The organism is Streptomyces sp., assembly GCF_031181555.1.
Lineage (GTDB): Bacteria > Actinomycetota > Actinomycetes > Streptomycetales > Streptomycetaceae > Streptomyces > Streptomyces fimbriatus.
Genome location: NZ_JAPSKQ010000051.1, coordinates 1 through 15,290, shown reverse-complemented (window position 1 = coordinate 15,290; position 15,290 = coordinate 1). Strand labels below are relative to the sequence as shown.

Sequence of the window (15,290 nt, the reverse complement as noted above, 5' to 3'; positions counted from 1 at the left end):
TCCGCGGTCTCCGCGCCGGGTCCGGCGTCGCGGTGGGGGATGCCGCGGGCCTCGCGGACGGCGTACGAGAGCCAGGAGTCGGTGCCCGGTACGTCCAGGGTGACCACGACGGCCGACTCCACCCGCCGCCGGGCCCGGCCGTCGGGTCCCGGCCCGGTGTCCCGGTCGGCGAACCACTCCGGGCAGCCTTCCACCGACCGCAGCGACCGCTCGCCGGGCACCGGCTCGAAGGTGCGCGAGCCGGGCGCGGTCGCCACGAAGCCCCGGGTCAGCAGCTGCACCGCCCGCACCCGCCCCCGCGCCTCGGGCCACTCGCCGCCGTGCCGCTCGACCGAGAGCAGGCCGACGAGACGGATCCGGTCCCCCGCGCGGACACCGTCCCGCTCCCCCGGCTCCTCCCCGCCGGCGGACCCGTCGTGCAGGGCCACCGTGAGCCCGCTCTCCTCCCGCACCACCCGCACCGCGCCCTCACCGTCCGGCACGTCCTCCACCAGGCCGGTGATCTTGGTGAGCCGGTCGTGCCAGCCACCGCCGAGGACGTCGCCGGGGCCGGCGAGGAGCAGCGGCCGGCTCACTTCGTCGCCCACCGCGAACGGCTCGCCGCAGCACTCCGTCTGCCAGTCCTCGGAGAACACGTGCCAGAGCCCCACGGCCCCCACCCTGCTAGGAACCGCCGACCGGCGCGAGACGTTTTCCCGGTGCGCCCGGTACCGTCGGGCGGTCCGCCCGCGTGCCACCGTGCGTCCGACAGTCCTGGGAGCCCCATTGACCACCGCCGCCATCCGTCCCGGCGACCGCCGGATCAGTCCCGTCTTCCTCGGGATCCTGGCCGTCACCGCGGTCACCGGCTGGGCCACCTGGACCGGGTTCGCGGCGCAGCCCGGCGTGGCCGTGTTCCTGTTCGTGACGGCCGCCTGGATCGTCTCCCTGTGCCTGCACGAGTACGCGCACGCGCGCACCGCGCTGCACAGCGGCGACATCTCGGTCGGCGCGAAGGGCTACCTCACGCTGAACCCGATGAAGTACACGCACGCCCTGCTGAGCATCGTGCTCCCGGTGCTGTTCGTGATCATGGGTGGGATCGGTCTGCCCGGCGGTGCCGTCTTCATCGAGCGCGGCCGGATCCGGGGGCGGTGGCGGCACAGTCTGATCTCGGCGGCCGGACCGCTGACGAACGTCCTGTTCGCCGTCGTGTGCACGGCGCCGTTCTGGCTGGACGCGCTGGACGGCGTGCCGGCCGACTTCCGGTTCGCGCTGGCGTTCCTGGCTCTGCTGCAGGTCACGGCGGCGATCCTGAACTTCCTGCCGGTGCCGGGGCTGGACGGCTACGGCGTGATCGAGCCCTGGCTGTCGCACGGCGTCCGCCGGCAGGTGGAGCCGTTCGCACCGTTCGGCCTGCTGTTCGTCTTCGCGCTGCTGTGGCTGCCGGCGGTGAACGGCGCGTTCTTCGGCGTGGTCGACTCGCTGCTGGACACCCTGGGCATCCACGAGTTCGACACGTACTGCGGCTACGAACTGTTCCGCTTCTGGCGGGACACGAACGGGATCTGCTCGGTCAGCCCGTGACGGAGCCGTCCCGCGCCGCCCGGCCGCGCTTGAGGTAGTACCAGGTCATGTTGGACGACAGGCCCGCCAGCAGCACCCACACGATGCCGACGAACACACCGCCGCGCACGAAGGAGACGACGGCCGCGGCGACGGCGAGGAGGCAGACGACGAGGGCGTAGAGGGCGAGGCGGGGCATGGGTGCTGGCTCCTGTCGGGGGACACTGCTACGGCGTCCAGTGTCCCCCATCGCCTCATACGTCCGTGACCCGGAGCCCGGCGTGCGCCTTGTACCGGCGGTTGACCGAGATCAGGTTGGCGACCAGCGACTCCACCTGGTGGGCGTTCCGCAGCCGCCCGGCGAAGATGCCGCGCATGCCGGGGATGCGCCCGGCCAGCGCCTGGACGATCTCCACGTCGGCGCGGACCTCGCCGAGCACCATCACGTCGGTGTCGATCTCGTCGATCTCCGGGTCCTGGAGCAGCACGGCCGACAGGTGGTGGAAGGCGGCGGTGACCCGGGAGTCCGGCAGCAGGGCCGCGGCCTGCTCGGCGGCGCTGCCCTCCTCGGGCTTGAGCGCGTAGGCGCCCTTCTTGTCGAAGCCGAGCGGGTTGACGCAGTCGACGACGAGCTTGCCGGCCAGTTCCTCGCGCAGGGATTCCAGCGTCGCGGCGTGGCCCTCCCAGGGCACGGCGACGATCACGATGTCGCTGCGGCGGGCGGTCTCGGCGTTGTCGGCGCCCTCGATGCCGTACCCGAGTTCCTCGGCGGCGGCGCGGGCGCGCTCGGCCGCGCGGGAGCCGATGATCACCTTCTGGCCGGCCTTGGCGAGCCGGTGGGCGAGCCCCTTGCCCTGCGGCCCGGTGCCGCCGAGCACGCCGACGACGAGCCCGGAGACGTCGGGCAGGTCCCAGGGGTCCTTGGCGGGGGCCTTCGCGGGGGTCTTCTCGGGCTGCTGTGCACTGTCGGTGGAGGTCATGGCCCGACTCTACGTCCGCCGCGGCACCGTTCCCGGCCGGCGTGAGCCCCGTCACGGAACCGCCCCCGGCATCCCCGGGACGGGCGAATCCGGGGCGAACACCGGTCCGCGGGGGCACGGTTGGGGCAGGATGCGGCCCCATGGACGCGGTACGGGTCGCACTGCTGCGGGAAGTGCTCGCCGGGACGGAGTGGCTGGGCGCCACCCGGCACTTCGCGGGGACACTGCGCGGGTCGGTGGTGTCGCACGGCGGCGGGCTGCTGCTGGTGGGCACGCGGGAGTACGAGCCGTGGCACCTGGCGGCGCACCTGGTGGACGAGGCCGCCTGGTCGGGCACGCCGGAGCTGGCCCCGACGCTGGTACGGCACGACGCGCGCCCCTCGGACCCGGCCCACCTGGCGGTGGGCCTGGGGCGGCTGGAGGCGGCGCGGCGGGGCGAGACCCTGCTGGTGGTGGCGCCCGGGGAGCCGGCCGCCCCGCTGCTCGAGCGGGTCTCCGACGCCCGCCGGGCCGGGGCGACGCTGCTGTCCCTCGGTCCCGTCGACGGCGAGCTCCCGGCGATGGCCCACGAGGCGCTGCCCGTCCCCGACGGCTGCGAGCTGGACCTGGACACCGTGCAGCACCTGGTGAGCGCGGCGGCCGGCGAGAACGCCCTGCCGGCCCGCAGGGGGCCCCGCCGCTTCCGGGACCGCCTGTCGCGGCTGGCCGACCTGCTGACGGCACCCCCGCCGACGCGCTGGTGAGCCGCCGTCCCGGCCCGGTCGTGCCCGCACCCGGGACAGGACGGGGCGGGATCGGCCGCCCCGGCCACCCGCCCCGCGCGAGGTCAGTCCTCGTCCCGCCCGCCCGCGGGGGCGTCGTGCCACTTGGGGTCGTTCTCCCACTGGAGGTTGCGCTCGCGGGCCGTCTCCATGGCGCGTTCGGCCTCGGTGCGGCTCGCGTACGGGCCGAAGCGGTCCTTGCCGGGGCAGTCCGGGCCCTCCTCGACCTTCTTGTGCTCCAGGCAGTAGTACCACTCGCCCGGCTTTCCGACCGTCCGTTTCTTGAACAGGGGCATGACCGGCTCCTCTCGCCACGGAAGATGGTCCCCCATCGCCGCTGAATTAGACTCGCCGGCATGTCTGGCCAGTCGCTGCTCGTCCCAGGGGAGCTGTCTCCCACCCGTTCCGTGCCCGGAAACATCCGCCGTCCCGAGTATGTGGGCAAGCCCGCCCCGACGCCGTACACCGGGCCGGAGGTGCAGACGCCCGAGACGATCGAGGCGATGCGGACCGCCGGGCGGATCGCGGCGCAGGCGATGGCGGAGGCCGCGAAGCTCATCGCTCCCGGTGTGACCACCGACGAGCTGGACCGGGTGGCGCACGAGTTCATGTGCGACCACGGCGCCTACCCCTCGACGCTCGGCTACCGCGGTTTCCCCAAGTCGCTGTGCACCTCGGTCAACGAGGTGATCTGCCACGGCATCCCGGACTCGACGGTGCTGCGCGACGGCGACATCGTCAACCTGGACGTGACGGCGTACATCGGCGGGGTGCACGGCGACAACAACGCCACGTACCTGGTGGGCGACGTGGACGAGGAGAGCCGGCTGCTGGTGGAGCGCACCCGCGAGGCGCTGAACCGGGCGATCAAGGCGGTCCGTCCGGGCCGGCAGATCAACGTCATCGGCCGGGTCATCGAGTCCTACGCCAAGCGCTTCGGCTACGGCGTGGTGCGGGACTTCACCGGGCACGGCATCAACAGCGCGTTCCACTCGGGTCTGATCATCCCGCACTACGACAGCCCGCACGCGACGACGGTCATGCGGCCGGGGATGACGTTCACCATCGAGCCGATGCTGACGCTCGGGACGCACGAGTACGACATGTGGGACGACGGCTGGACGGTCGTGACGAAGGACCGCAAGCGCACGGCCCAGTTCGAGCACACGCTGGTCGTGACGGACACGGGCGCGGACATCCTCACCCTGCCGTAGCCTCTTCCGCCCTGTGGCCCGCCCCCTCCCGGAGGGGGCGGGCCTTTTGTTTGCGTCGCGTGCGTCGCGTGCGTTGTTTGCGCCGGGACCAGCGGGGGGAAGTTTCCGACAACCTGTCGGCAAGGCATTGACTTAGGTAAACCTAACCACAGAAGATCTGGATCCATGGACTCCTTCTCGGCCCTCATCCGCACCGCCTCCCACGAGCAGCACGTGGAAGCGGAGACCTCGACGTTCATGAGCGACCTGCTGGGCGGCCGGCTGGGGGTGGACGCGTACGCGCGCTACACCGAGCAGCTGTGGTTCGTGTACGAGGCGCTGGAGTCCGGCGCGCAGTCGCTGGCGTCGGATCCGGTGGCGGGCCCGTTCGTCCGGCCGGAGCTGTTCCGGCTGGCCTCGCTGGAGCGGGACCTGGCCCACCTGCGCGGCCCCGGCTGGCGCTCGGCCCTGACCGCACTGCCCGCCACGCGGACGTACGCCGACCGGATCGCCGCGTGCGCGCGGGACTGGCCGGCCGGCTACGTCGCCCACCACTACACCCGCTACCTGGGCGACCTGTCCGGCGGGCAGATCATCCGCGACAAGGCGGAGAAGACCTGGGGCTTCACGAAGAAGGGCGACGGGGTCCGCTTCTACGTCTTCGAGGAGATCCCCAACCCGGCCGCCTTCAAGCGCGGCTACCGGGAACTGCTGGACGCGGTCCCGGTGGACGACCTGGAGAAGCAGCGGATCGTGGCCGAGTGCAAGCGGGCGTTCGCCCTGAACACGGACGTCTTCCGGGCCCTGGGCGAGGAGTTCCCGCTGTCGGCGTAGCCCCTGCCGAAGCCGCGCGGCTCGACGGTCCGGCTCCGGAACCGGTACGGATCCAAAGCCGCACCGGCCCCCTCGTCCCGGACGGCGCTCAGCGCTCCAGGTACACCCGTCCGCCGATCTCCGTCCACCCCTGCGGCTGCGGTGCCGTCAGGATCTGGGAGCCCGTGCCCTGGGTGATGTTCAGGGCGCGTCCCAGTCGGTCGGTGAGGAGCAGGGCCGCGGCGCCCGTCGCCTCGTCCTCGTCGATGCCGTCGTCGCGGCCGGGAAAGGCGCGGGCGCGGATCCGGCCGGCCGGCTCGTCCAGCCAGGCCCACGCGTAGATCCACTCCCCCTTCGGCGGCACGGGCAGGTCGTCCACCTCGGCGGCGGTGGCGTACTGGCGCAGGGTGCGCGGCGGCACCCACTCCGCCCGCGCCTCGATCCAGCAGAACTCCCCGTCCTGCCGGGCGCCCGCCACTCCGGCGGGGACGACGAGTTCGGGGACGTCGAGCAGCCAGGCCGTGCCGACGCAGGGGTGGCCGGCGAAGGGCAGGCGCAGGGTGGGGGTGTAGATGTCGATCACCCCGCGCTCGGGGTCGTCGACGAACACGGTCTCGCTGAAGCCGAGCTTCGCGGCGAACTCCTGCCGCTCGCTCCGTTCGGGCAGCACGGAGCCGTCGCGGACGACACCGAGTTCGTTGCCGTACCCGCCGCGGGGGCCGCAGAAGACGCGCAGCACGTCGTAGTCAGTCACGGGGGCATTCAAGCACCGCGCGGGCGGCGAGGTCGTCCCAGGCCGCGGGGCCGCAGGCCAGGGGCCGGGCGGAGGTGGGGGTGGGGGCGCCGTCGTGCGGCGGGGAGGGCACCGTGTCGGCGTACCGGCGCTCCAGGGCCGTCCGTCCGCGCTCGTCCACCGGGTGCGGCGGGCGTTCCGCCCCCCGCCGGTACGCCTCGGTCACCTCGTCGGCGGTGCGCCGCCACTCCTCGTCGCCGGTCGGCCGGTCGCGCACGAGGTCCTCGGTCCGGATGCCCGGGGCGAAGGCGGACCGCGGGGACAGGTGCCGGCGTCCGTCGTGCACCGGGCCGCCGGGCGTCTCCTCCAGCCCATGGGCTCACCCCTGCGGCCAGTTGAGGGACGAGCACGGGGCCGTGGACCGCGGGGCGGCAGCGGGGCCGGGCCGGCCCGACACGGCCGTCCCCGGTCGTTCCCCCGGCGCCCCTCCGGTCGTTCCCGGGCGCTCCCGACCGCCCTCGACCGCCACGGCCGTCCGTCGGCCGGGCGCGCCCGTCGCGTCGCGTCACGGTGTGGCCGCGGTATCCGGTCCCGGCGCTCGAACTGCTGCGCGCCCCGGTAGGGTTCCCCTCCGGGAAGGGGAAGGTGAAGGAACCGGATGAGCAGGGATCTCGGCCTTCGAAGGCTCCGCAGGCCTGGCCGGAGCGCGCTGATGGCGGCCTCGGTGACCGCTTTGTCGCTGACGGCGAGCGGATGCGTGGTGGTGCACGGCGAGCGGGAGGTGCTCCCGGCCACCACCCGCGCCGAAGCCGCCGAGGCGCTCCGGGAGTTCACGGCCGCGTACAACGCGGCGGACAAGGCGTACGACAGTTCCCTGGACGCCGACCGCACCACCGGCGCGCTCGCCGACATCGACGCGGCGCGGCTGAAGGCCGGGCGGGCCAACAACCCGGAGGGCAACCCCGGGCACGTGCCGCTGAAGCTGACGGACGCGAAGTTCACCATCCCCAAGAAGGCCGGCTGGCCGCGGTGGTTCCTCGCCGACGCGGCCGGCAACAAGGGCGGCAGCGTGCGCTGGCTGCTGGTGTTCACCCGTGACGGCCTGGACGAGACCTGGGAAGCGGCGTATCTGACGCTGGTCGCCCCGGACGACGTACCGGAGTTCAAGACGGACAAGGACGGCTGGGCCGAGGCCGTTCCCGCGAACGCCGGCGACCTGGCCGTACCGCCGGGTGAGCTGAGCGAGGAGTACACGACGTACCTGAAGGACGGCGGGGACGCGTTCGCCGAGGGGCCGCACACCAGCGCGTGGCGGACACTGCGCGAGAAGAGGTCGACGCGGCCGGGACTGGCCACGCAGTACATCGACGAGCCGATGACGAACGGCGACTACGCGCCGCTGGCACTGCGCACGAAGGACGGCGGGGCGCTGGTGTTCTTCACCACGCGTCACTTCGAGAAGCAGACCGCCGCGGCCGGGGCGTCGGTGCCGACGCCGAACAAGAACGTGCTGGCGCTGACGACCGGCGAGATCCAGCAGGCCCTGACGATGGAGTTCGTCTCCAACGAGGTCGCCCTGGACCCGGTCGAGGGCGGCGTGGAGATCCTGGGACGGATCCAGGGGCTGACGGCCGCGAAGGGCGAGTAGCCGTACCGGCGGACAGCGCGTACGGACGGACGCGGGGCGCCGGCGCCGTCGACGGCACGGGTGCGCGGTGCCGTGGGCTCAGCGGCGCAGCGGCCAGGCCGTGCCCGCGTGGTCGGACTGCTCGCCGGCGTGGCGGGCGCAGGAGTCGGTGAGGACCTCCAGCAGGCTCAGCGGGTCCGGCAGCGGATGCTCCGGGCCGCGGACCCAGTGCACCGACTGGTCGTCGTCACCGGGCAGGCGGGCCGGCGGTACGAGGACGTAGGAGCCGCGGCAGTGCCAGCGCAGGCCGGGATGCTCGTCCATGGTCTCCGGGTGGCAGTCCAGCTCGCACGGCCACCACTCGTCCTCGTCCTCGGGGGTGCCGCGGGTGAGGGTGAAGAACAGCATCCGGCCGTCGTCGCTCTCGGCGACGGGGCCGACCTCGATCCCGGCGTCGAGCAGCCGCCCGAGCGCCTCGCGGCCGGCGTCCAGGGGCACGTCGAGGACGTCGTGCACCATGCCGGTCGCGGTGATGAAGTTCGCCTGCGGCTGGTGCCGGGCCCAGCGCTCGATCTGGGCGCGGTCGGTGGTGGACTGGGTCTGCCAGGCGAACGACACGGGGTGCCGGGCGGGGGTGGGACAGCCGACCCGGTCGCAGGAGCACCGGTATCCGGCGGGGTGGGCGGCGGGCGCCAACGGCAGTCCCGCGTCGGCGGCGGCGAGCAGCAGGGCCTCACGGCCGCCTTCGTCGGCGGCCTGCTTCGGGCGGCGTTTTCGCAGCCACTGGGAGAGTTTGCCCTGCCGGCCGGTTCGGCCGCCGAACTCCGCGCTCATCTATCCCCTCGCCTCGCCGTCGTGCGGAACAGCATGCCCTATGGTCCCACGATCGTGCGCATCGGGGGGCCGGAGCCCACAATCGGCGCAGGTGGGACGAGAACGCCCGGACAGGACGAGGGGTACCTCACAGGGCGAAGGGTACGCACGCGGGGGCCGGGTGGCGTCCGGCCCCGGGACGCGGCGCGGCGGACCGGGTGTCCTTGCACGCCGTGCCGGGACGTGCGTGCCTACCGTGGTCGCCATGGTCACATGGATCGCGCTGACGGGCCTGGCCGCGGCTTCCGCGGTCTCGCTGACCCTCGCGGGTCACGGCGGCGGCCCGGCGGCCCCGCTGGAATGGGGCGGCGGCCCGCTGACGGTGGACTCGCTGCCCCGCGTCACCTACGTCGCCCACCGCGGCGGGGCCCGCGAGGTCCCCGAGAACAGCATGTCGGGGCTGATGGCGGCGTACCGGCGCGGGACGGCGCAGGTGCTGGACTTCGACACCCGGCTGCTGCGCGACGGCACGCCGGTCGTCCTCCACGACGCGACCCTGAACCGCACCACCTATCTGGGCGGTGAGGTGAGCGCCCTGGACGCCCGGGAGTGGCGGGGCGTCCGGCTGCGGCCGCGCGCCTCGCTGCCGGGGAGCTGGCGCTCGGAGCGGCCGCCGACGGTCGCCGAGGTGCTGGACCGTTTCGGCGGGCGGATCGTGCTGATGCTGGAGGCGAAGGACCCGCGCGGCCTGGACCGGCTGGCCGCGCTGATCCGCGCCCGCGGTCTGACCCGTTCGGTCCTCGTGAACACCAACGACCCCGGGGTCGCCCGCCGTGTCCACCGCCTGGGCCTGCTGTCGCAGCTGTGGCGTTCGGCCCGCCAGCTGCGCACGGACCGGCCCGAGCGCTGGCGCTCCTTCGTCGACGTGCTCGACGTCGACGTCAGGGCCCGGGACGTGGACCTGCTGCGCGCGGTGCGCTCCGGCATCCCCCGGGTGTGGGCCCACACGGTCGTCACCCCCGGCCAGCGGGACCGGGCACTGGCCCTCGGCTGCAACGGGATCATCACGGACGCCCCGGGGCGGCTGGCCCGGCACCCGGTGCGCGCGATCGGGACGGTGAGCCGCGCGCTGGGGCGGTGAGGCGTCCCGCGAAGGGTGCGGTCAGCGGGGCGTCAGGCCGCTCAGGGCGTAGTCGACGAGGGTGTCGGTGTACTCGTAGGAGATCGGGCCCGTGTACTGGAGCCAGCGCTGGGCGAGCGGGGAGACGAAGAGCTCCAGGGCGATGCGCGGGTCGACGTCGGGGCGGACGTCACCCGCCTCCTGCGCGGAGCGCAGCCGGTCGGCGTACAGCTGGAGCTGGGGTTCCAGCAGCTTGGCCACGAACCTGCGGCCGAGCTCCTCGTTGACGACGCCCTCGGCGGCCAGCGCGCGCGACGGCGCCTCGAAGGCCGGGTCGCGCAGCTCGTCGACCGTGGCGCGCAGGACGGACTTGAGGTCGGCGGCGAGGTCGCCGGTGTCCGGGATGGCGTACGACTCCTGCCCGGCGGCCCGGGCGGCCTCGGCGGCCTGCTCGCTCAGGTCGAGGAACGCCTCCAGGACGACGTCGGCCTTCGACGACCACCACCGGTAGATCGTCTGCTTGCCGACACCGGCGCGGGCGGCGATGCCCTCGATCGTGGTCTTCGGGTAGCCGACCTCCGCGACCAGGGCGAGGGCGGCGTCGTAGATGGCCCGCCGGGAGCGTTCGCTGCGGCGGGTGGCGTCGGGGGCGGACTGCTTGTGGGCCATGGGCCGAATTTATCAGGTTGACAAGACGGCGCGTCTCGCCGGACAGTGGTGAGCGTCGAACACGAGACGATACGTCTCGTCATCTACGCGCACAAGGAGGACACCGTGGCACGAGGCGGAGCCGGAAACATGCTGGGCGTCGGCGGCACCCGACAGCACCTCGGCCGCACGGCCCTGCGCGGCGGCGGACGCGCCGGCCGCGTCGGAGGCGGCGACGACCCCCGGATCCGGAAGCGGGAGCTGCTGCGCAGGCTGCAGGAGAAGCAGCGGGGGCAACAGGAGCGACAGGACGCGGGAGGGGACGGGCGGGAGACCCCGCTCGGCCGGTGACGGCTAGCGACCGGCCGGGGGCGGCCAGGCGTCGCCCCAGTCGGTGTCCCGGGCCGCCCGGTACAGGTCGCCGTGGCGTTTGGTGACGGTGGCCCGGCGCAGGGACGGGTCCGTCTCGCACAGGTCGAGGAGGACCTGGCCCTTGCGGATCTGCGGCTTGCGGACGACGCGGGCGGGGGCGGGGCTCACCGGGAGGCGGGTGGCGGCGACGTAGCTGAACTTCTCGTCCTCGTAGGCGAGGGAGCCGCCCTTGACCTGGCGGTGCAGCGAGGAACGGCTGACCCGGGCCGAGAAGTGGCACCAGTCCGTGCCCGGGACGATGGGGCAGGCGGCGCTGTGCGGGCAGGGGGCGGCGACCCGGAAGCCGGCGAGGACCAGGCGGTCGCGGGCCTCGATGACGCGGGCGTAGCCGTCGGGGGTGCCGGGTTCGACGATCACGACGGACTGCGCGGCCCCGGCGGCGGCGTCGACGAGGGCGGCGCGGTCGGGGGCGGTCAGCTCGTTGAGGACGTAGGAGACGGTGACGAGGTCCGTGCTCCCGAGGGTGAGCTCCGCTCCGATGCGGGAGCGCTGCCAGCGGGCGTCCTTCAGGGCGGGGCGGGCGGCGGCGATCTCCCGGCCGAGGGCAAGCGCGGGCTCGGCCCAGTCCAGGACCGTCACCGGCCGCTTCCCGTCCCAGGTCGCGCTCACCGCCCAGGCCGCCGCGCCGGTGCCGCCGCCCACGTCCACGTGGTCGCCGGGCACCCACCCGGGCACCGCGTCCGCGAACGCCTCCAGCGCCGAGCGCACCGCCTCGAACGTCGCGGGCATGCGGTACGCGGCGTACGCGGCCACGTCGGCGCGGTCCCGCAGGATGGGCGCCCCGGTCGGGGTGGCGCCCCGGTAGGTGGTGATCAGCCGCTCGACGGCCTGCGCGGCCTGCCGCGGCGGAAGTCCGTCGAGCAGCCCGGCGAGGGCGCTGCGCAGGGTCTCGGCGGGGGTGAGGGAGGCGGCGGGGGCGTTCACCTCGCGATTTTCTCAGATCCCCCGCACCGCCCGGGCCATCCGTGTCCCCGCGTCCGCGCGGGGCGTGTGGTCCGGGGCCGGGCGGCGGCGGGGGTGGACGGTGTTGGCGAGGAGGACCAGGTAGGTGTCCGTGGCCCGGTCCAGGACCAGCGACGTCCCCGTGAAACCGGTGTGCCCCGCCGCTCCGCGCCCCGCCAGTTCGCCCATGAACCGGGGCTGGTCCAGGGCGAAGCCCAGTCCGGGCGGGGTGAGCAGCAGGTCCACGAAGTCGGGGCCGAGGATGCGGGCGGGGCCGTACGAACCGCCCGCCAGCAGGGTGCGGCAGAACACCGCCAGGTCCCGTCCCGTGGAGAACAGGCCGGCGTGGCCCGCGACCCCGCCCAGCGCCCAGGCGTTCTCGTCGTGCACCTCGCCCCGCAGCATCCCCCGGTCCGCCTTGGCCCACGGCCGCCGCTGGTCCTCGGTGGCCGCCGCGTCCGGGCACGGTCCGAAGTCGGTCGCCGTCATGCCGAGCGGGCGGGTGATGCCGTCCCGGACCAGCGTGTCGAGCGTGCGGCCGGTGACGCGTTCCAGGACGTGCTGGAGCAGCAGCATGTTGAGGTCGGAGTAGCAGTACGTGCCGGGTACGCCGACGGGCGGCTCGGCACGGAGCAGCGCCAGGCGCTCCGCGTCGTCGGCGCAGTCGTACAGCGGGAGTTCGGGGCGCAGCCCGGAGGTGTGGGTGAGCAGCTGCCGGACGGTGACGCCGTGCCGCGCCGCCGCCGTGAAGTCCGGCAGGTACGCGCCCACGCGCGCGTCGATGCCGAGCGTGCCCCGCTCGATCTGCTGCACGGCGGCCACCGAGGTGAACAGCTTGGTGAGGGACGCCAGGTCGAAGGGGGTGTCCACGGTCATCGGCACGCGGTCGGCCGGCGGCAGTTCCACCGCGGTGTCCGTCTCCTCGTCGTACGCCGCGTACCGCACGGCCCAGCCCGCCGCCTCCTGCACGGCGAGCACCGGGCCGCGGCCGGCGACCACGACGGCGCCGGCCGCCCAGGGGCGCTCGCCGGCGGTGCGGGCGTGGACCTCCCGGACCAGCCGGCGCAGTTCCCCGGGGTCGAGTCCGGCCCGTTCCGGGGTGCCGTGGCGCAGTCTCGGCGCGCTCAGAAGCCCTCACCCTCCGCGCTCGTCCGTCCGTTCCAGGGACGGCACATTCCCACGAAGCAGGCCAGTGCCACCAGGGCGGAGGCCAGCTGGACGACGGCCATCGGGACGGCGGTGTCCTCCCCGGCGACCCCGACCAGCGGGGAGGCGATCGCGCCGACGAGGAAGGACGACGTGCCGAGCAGGGCCGACGCGGCACCGGCGGCCTGCCTGGTGCGCATCAGGGCGAGGGTCTGGGTGTTGGGCAGGGTGATGCCCATCGCGGACATCAGCACGAACAGCGCGGCGGCCACGGGCGCCAGCCCGACCTCGCCGAACACGCCCAGCGACATCAGCAGCAGCGCGACCGAGGCGACGACCACGACGGCGAGCCCGAGACCGAGCACCCGGTCCAGCCGGACCCGGCCGACCAGCACCTTGCCGTTGATCTGCCCCATGATCACCAGCCCGATCGAGTTGAGCCCGAACAGCAGGCTGAAGGTCTGCGGGGAGGCGCCGTAGATCTCCTGGATGACGAACGGGGAGGCCGCGACGTAGGCGAAGAGGGAGGCGAAGGCGAAGGAGCCGGTGAGCGTGTAGCCGGTGAAGGACCGGTCGGCGAGCAGCCGGCGCATCGAGCCGAGGGCCGCGCCGACACCGCCGCCGTGGCGGTCGGCGGGGGCCAGCGTCTCCGGCAGCTTCGCCCAGACCAGGGCCGCCAGCAGCACCCCGACGGCGGTGAGGACGACGAACACGCCCCGCCAGTCCGTCACCCGCAGGACCTGCCCGCCGATGAGCGGCGCCACGATCGGCGCGACGCCGGAGATCAGCATGAGGGTCGAGAAGAAGCGGGCCATGGCCACGCCGTCGTACAGGTCACGGACCACCGCCCGCGCGATGACGATGCCGGCCGCGCCCGCGAGTCCCTGCGCCAGCCGGAAGGCGACGAGGAGTTCGACGGTCGGCGCGAACGCGCACAGCGCGGTGGCGACGACGTAGACCGCGAGGCCGATGAGCAGCGGGCGGCGGCGCCCCCACCGGTCGCTCATCGGGCCGACCACCAGCTGCCCGAACGCCATGCCGGCCAGGCAGGCGGTGAGCGTGAGCTGGACGGTGGCGGCGGGCGCGTGCAGGGACCGGGTGACCTCCGGAAGGGCGGGGAGGTACATGTCCATCGCCAGCGGGGGCGTGGCGGTCAGGCCGCCCAGGAGGAACGTGACCAGCAGGCTGGTGCGGCGGGCGGTCGCGCGGAGCGCCGACGCGGCGCCCGCCGTCGGGTTCGCCGTCGGATGCGGCGCCTGGTTCGTCGGCGAATGTGCCGTTGAGTCGGTTTTCGACGTCGGGTTCGTGGTCGGATTCGATATGGACGGCCCGCCCTCGGGCATGTGGCCCCTCCCTTTCTAGGTCATCGGCTCCCTATGCTCTCAGCTCGTACGGAGTGCTCGGCGTCAACGGCGATGTCATGGGAGCGCTTCCATCGACGTCCGCGGCCGAGGTGCCGACGACACGAGCAGGGGTGGGACGGATGACGAGGCAGAACGTGCGCTGGGGAATCCTCGCGACCGGCGGTATCGCCGCGACGTTCACGGCGGATCTGGTGGACCTGCCGGACGCGGAGGTCGTGGCGGTGGCGTCGCGGTCGCCGGAGCCGGCGAAGGCGTTCGCCGAGCGGTTCGGGATACCGCGGGCGTACGGCGACTGGGAGTCGCTGGCGCGGGACGAGGAGGTCGACATCGTCTACGTCGCCACGCCGCACTCGGCGCACCGCGCGGCGGCCGGGCTGTGCCTGGAGGCCGGGCGGAACGTGCTGTGCGAGAAGCCGTTCACGCTGAACGCGCGCGAGGCGGCGGAACTGGTCGCGCTGGCGCGGGAGAACGGGCGCTTCCTGATGGAGGCGATGTGGATGTACTGCAATCCCATGGTGCGGCGGCTCAAGGCGCTGGTCGACGACGGCGCGATCGGCGAAGTGCGCAGCGTGCAGGCGGACTTCGGGCTCGCGGGGCCGTTCCCGGCCTCGCACCGGCTGCGGGACCCGGCGCTGGGCGGGGGCGCGCTGCTGGACCTCGGGGTGTACCCGGTGTCGTTCACGCAGCTGCTGCTCGGGGAACCGGCGGACATCGTGGCGCGGGCCACGCTCTCGGAGGAGGGCGTCGACCTCCAGACGGGGGCGCTGCTCTCCTGGGACGACGGCGCGCTCGCCTCGGTGCACTGCTCCATCGTCGGCGGCACGGCGACCTCCGCATCGGTCACCGGGTCGAAGGGCCGGATCGACGTCCCGTACGGCTTCTTCTTCCCGGACCGGTTCGTGCTGCACCGGGACGGCCGTGACCCCGAGGAGTTCACGGCCGACCCGGCGGACGGCCCCCGGGGCAGCCTCAGGCACGAGGCCGCGGAGGCGATGCGGGCCCTGCGGGCCGGCGAGACCGAGTCGCCGCTCGTCCCGCTCGACGGCACCCTCGCCGTGATGCGGACGCTCGACGCGATCCGGGACCGCGTCGGCGTCCGCTACCCGGGCGAGGTCCGCTGAGCGACCGCCGGGTGCCGGGGCTCAGGCCGGCCGGAGCCCCGGCGCCCCCCCC

At 74.0% G+C, this 15,290-nt stretch carries 19 protein-coding genes and 1 pseudogene; 9 read left to right on the top strand and 11 right to left on the bottom strand.

Annotated features, from left to right (window positions below):
• Nucleotides 1–650: DUF6578 domain-containing protein (locus tag RIM90_RS13450; protein ID WP_309060905.1), on the bottom strand; the 650-nt coding region annotated here is incomplete at its 3' end.
• Between the two features lie 115 nt (nt 651–765).
• Between RIM90_RS13450 and RIM90_RS13445 the strand changes: the two genes are divergently transcribed.
• The gene (locus tag RIM90_RS13445; RefSeq protein WP_309060904.1) at nt 766–1,566 is read left to right on the top strand and encodes a site-2 protease family protein; all 801 of its coding nucleotides are present in this window, start codon (nt 766–768) and stop codon (nt 1,564–1,566) included.
• Here RIM90_RS13445 and RIM90_RS13440 read toward each other — a convergent pair.
• Together RIM90_RS13440 and npdG are read right to left on the bottom strand one after the other, a co-directional pair.
• The gene (locus tag RIM90_RS13440) at nt 1,556–1,795 is read right to left on the bottom strand and encodes a hypothetical protein (RefSeq protein ID WP_309060903.1); all 240 of its coding nucleotides are present in this window, start codon (nt 1,793–1,795) and stop codon (nt 1,556–1,558) included. The genes RIM90_RS13445 and RIM90_RS13440 overlap by 11 nt on opposite strands.
• A gap of 4 nt (nt 1,796–1,799) precedes the next feature.
• Nucleotides 1,800–2,525: an NADPH-dependent F420 reductase gene (npdG, locus tag RIM90_RS13435; RefSeq protein WP_309060902.1), complete on the bottom strand. Its 726-nt coding sequence runs from the start codon at nt 2,523–2,525 to the stop codon at nt 1,800–1,802.
• Between the two features lie 140 nt (nt 2,526–2,665).
• Between npdG and RIM90_RS13430 the strand changes: the two genes are divergently transcribed.
• Nucleotides 2,666–3,268: a hypothetical protein gene (locus RIM90_RS13430; protein ID WP_309060901.1), complete on the top strand. Its 603-nt coding sequence runs from the start codon at nt 2,666–2,668 to the stop codon at nt 3,266–3,268.
• 83 nt (nt 3,269–3,351) lie between these two features.
• Here RIM90_RS13430 and RIM90_RS13425 read toward each other — a convergent pair whose 3' ends face one another.
• Entirely contained in the window at nt 3,352–3,582 is a 231-nt protein-coding gene (locus tag RIM90_RS13425) for a hypothetical protein (protein WP_309060900.1), read from the bottom strand.
• 60 nt (nt 3,583–3,642) lie between these two features.
• On the opposite strand from RIM90_RS13425, the gene map reads away from it, so the two are divergent.
• A complete protein-coding gene (map, locus tag RIM90_RS13420; protein WP_309060899.1) occupies nt 3,643–4,500 on the top strand; it encodes a type I methionyl aminopeptidase in 858 nt (285 codons plus the stop codon).
• Between the two features lie 165 nt (nt 4,501–4,665).
• Complete coding sequence (locus RIM90_RS13415) at nt 4,666–5,313, top strand: biliverdin-producing heme oxygenase (protein ID WP_309060898.1); 648 nt, start codon at nt 4,666–4,668, stop codon at nt 5,311–5,313.
• An 88-nt stretch (nt 5,314–5,401) separates the two neighbouring features.
• Here RIM90_RS13415 and RIM90_RS13410 read toward each other — a convergent pair whose 3' ends face one another.
• Both RIM90_RS13410 and RIM90_RS13405 read right to left on the bottom strand, forming a co-directional pair.
• Entirely contained in the window at nt 5,402–6,046 is a 645-nt protein-coding gene (locus RIM90_RS13410; RefSeq protein WP_309060897.1) for a PhzF family phenazine biosynthesis protein, read from the bottom strand.
• Entirely contained in the window at nt 6,039–6,371 is a 333-nt protein-coding gene (locus RIM90_RS13405; RefSeq protein WP_309060896.1) for a hypothetical protein, read from the bottom strand. The genes RIM90_RS13410 and RIM90_RS13405 overlap by 8 nt, the downstream gene beginning before the upstream one ends.
• Nucleotides 6,372–6,586: 215 nt before the next feature.
• Here RIM90_RS13405 and RIM90_RS13400 point away from each other — a divergent pair.
• Both RIM90_RS13400 and RIM90_RS13395 read left to right on the top strand, forming a co-directional pair.
• Nucleotides 6,587–6,721 (top strand): annotated as a pseudogene (locus RIM90_RS13400) (iron transporter); the annotation flags it as partial.
• Entirely contained in the window at nt 6,684–7,673 is a 990-nt protein-coding gene (locus RIM90_RS13395; RefSeq protein ID WP_309060895.1) for a hypothetical protein, read from the top strand. The pseudogene RIM90_RS13400 and the gene RIM90_RS13395, both read left to right, overlap by 38 nt.
• A 78-nt stretch (nt 7,674–7,751) precedes the next feature.
• On the opposite strand, the gene RIM90_RS13390 is transcribed toward RIM90_RS13395, so the two are convergent.
• Nucleotides 7,752–8,486, bottom strand: a complete 735-nt coding sequence (locus RIM90_RS13390; protein WP_309060894.1) for a bifunctional DNA primase/polymerase — start codon at nt 8,484–8,486, stop codon at nt 7,752–7,754.
• A gap of 244 nt (nt 8,487–8,730) precedes the next feature.
• Here RIM90_RS13390 and RIM90_RS13385 point away from each other — a divergent pair, with 244 nt between their 5' ends.
• Nucleotides 8,731–9,606 carry a glycerophosphodiester phosphodiesterase gene (locus RIM90_RS13385; protein WP_309060893.1) on the top strand — a complete coding sequence of 292 codons (876 nt, stop codon included), beginning with the start codon at nt 8,731–8,733 and terminating at the stop codon, nt 9,604–9,606.
• A 21-nt stretch (nt 9,607–9,627) separates the two neighbouring features.
• On the opposite strand, the gene RIM90_RS13380 is transcribed toward RIM90_RS13385, so the two are convergent.
• A complete protein-coding gene (locus RIM90_RS13380; RefSeq protein ID WP_309060892.1) occupies nt 9,628–10,254 on the bottom strand; it encodes a TetR/AcrR family transcriptional regulator in 627 nt (208 codons plus the stop codon).
• A 48-nt stretch (nt 10,255–10,302) separates the two neighbouring features.
• Between RIM90_RS13380 and RIM90_RS13375 the strand changes: the two genes are divergently transcribed.
• Nucleotides 10,303–10,584: a DUF6243 family protein gene (locus RIM90_RS13375; protein ID WP_375165440.1), complete on the top strand. Its 282-nt coding sequence runs from the start codon at nt 10,303–10,305 to the stop codon at nt 10,582–10,584.
• Between the two features lie 3 nt (nt 10,585–10,587).
• On the opposite strand, the gene RIM90_RS13370 is transcribed toward RIM90_RS13375, so the two are convergent.
• Genes RIM90_RS13370 through RIM90_RS13360 form a run of 3 tightly spaced genes read right to left on the bottom strand, consistent with a single transcriptional unit; the run spans nt 10,588 to nt 14,096 of the window.
• Nucleotides 10,588–11,589: a small ribosomal subunit Rsm22 family protein gene (locus RIM90_RS13370; protein WP_309060891.1), complete on the bottom strand. Its 1,002-nt coding sequence runs from the start codon at nt 11,587–11,589 to the stop codon at nt 10,588–10,590.
• Nucleotides 11,590–11,601: 12 nt separating this feature from the next.
• The gene (locus RIM90_RS13365) at nt 11,602–12,735 is read right to left on the bottom strand and encodes a serine hydrolase domain-containing protein (protein ID WP_309060920.1); all 1,134 of its coding nucleotides are present in this window, start codon (nt 12,733–12,735) and stop codon (nt 11,602–11,604) included.
• On the bottom strand, nt 12,732–14,096 hold the full coding sequence (locus RIM90_RS13360; RefSeq protein WP_309060890.1) for a multidrug effflux MFS transporter: 1,365 nt from the start codon (nt 14,094–14,096) through the stop codon (nt 12,732–12,734). The genes RIM90_RS13365 and RIM90_RS13360 overlap by 4 nt, the downstream gene beginning before the upstream one ends.
• Nucleotides 14,097–14,236: 140 nt before the next feature.
• Between RIM90_RS13360 and RIM90_RS13355 the strand changes: the two genes are divergently transcribed.
• Nucleotides 14,237–15,238: a Gfo/Idh/MocA family oxidoreductase gene (locus RIM90_RS13355; RefSeq protein WP_309060889.1), complete on the top strand. Its 1,002-nt coding sequence runs from the start codon at nt 14,237–14,239 to the stop codon at nt 15,236–15,238.
• Nucleotides 15,239–15,290 lie beyond the last annotated feature (52 nt).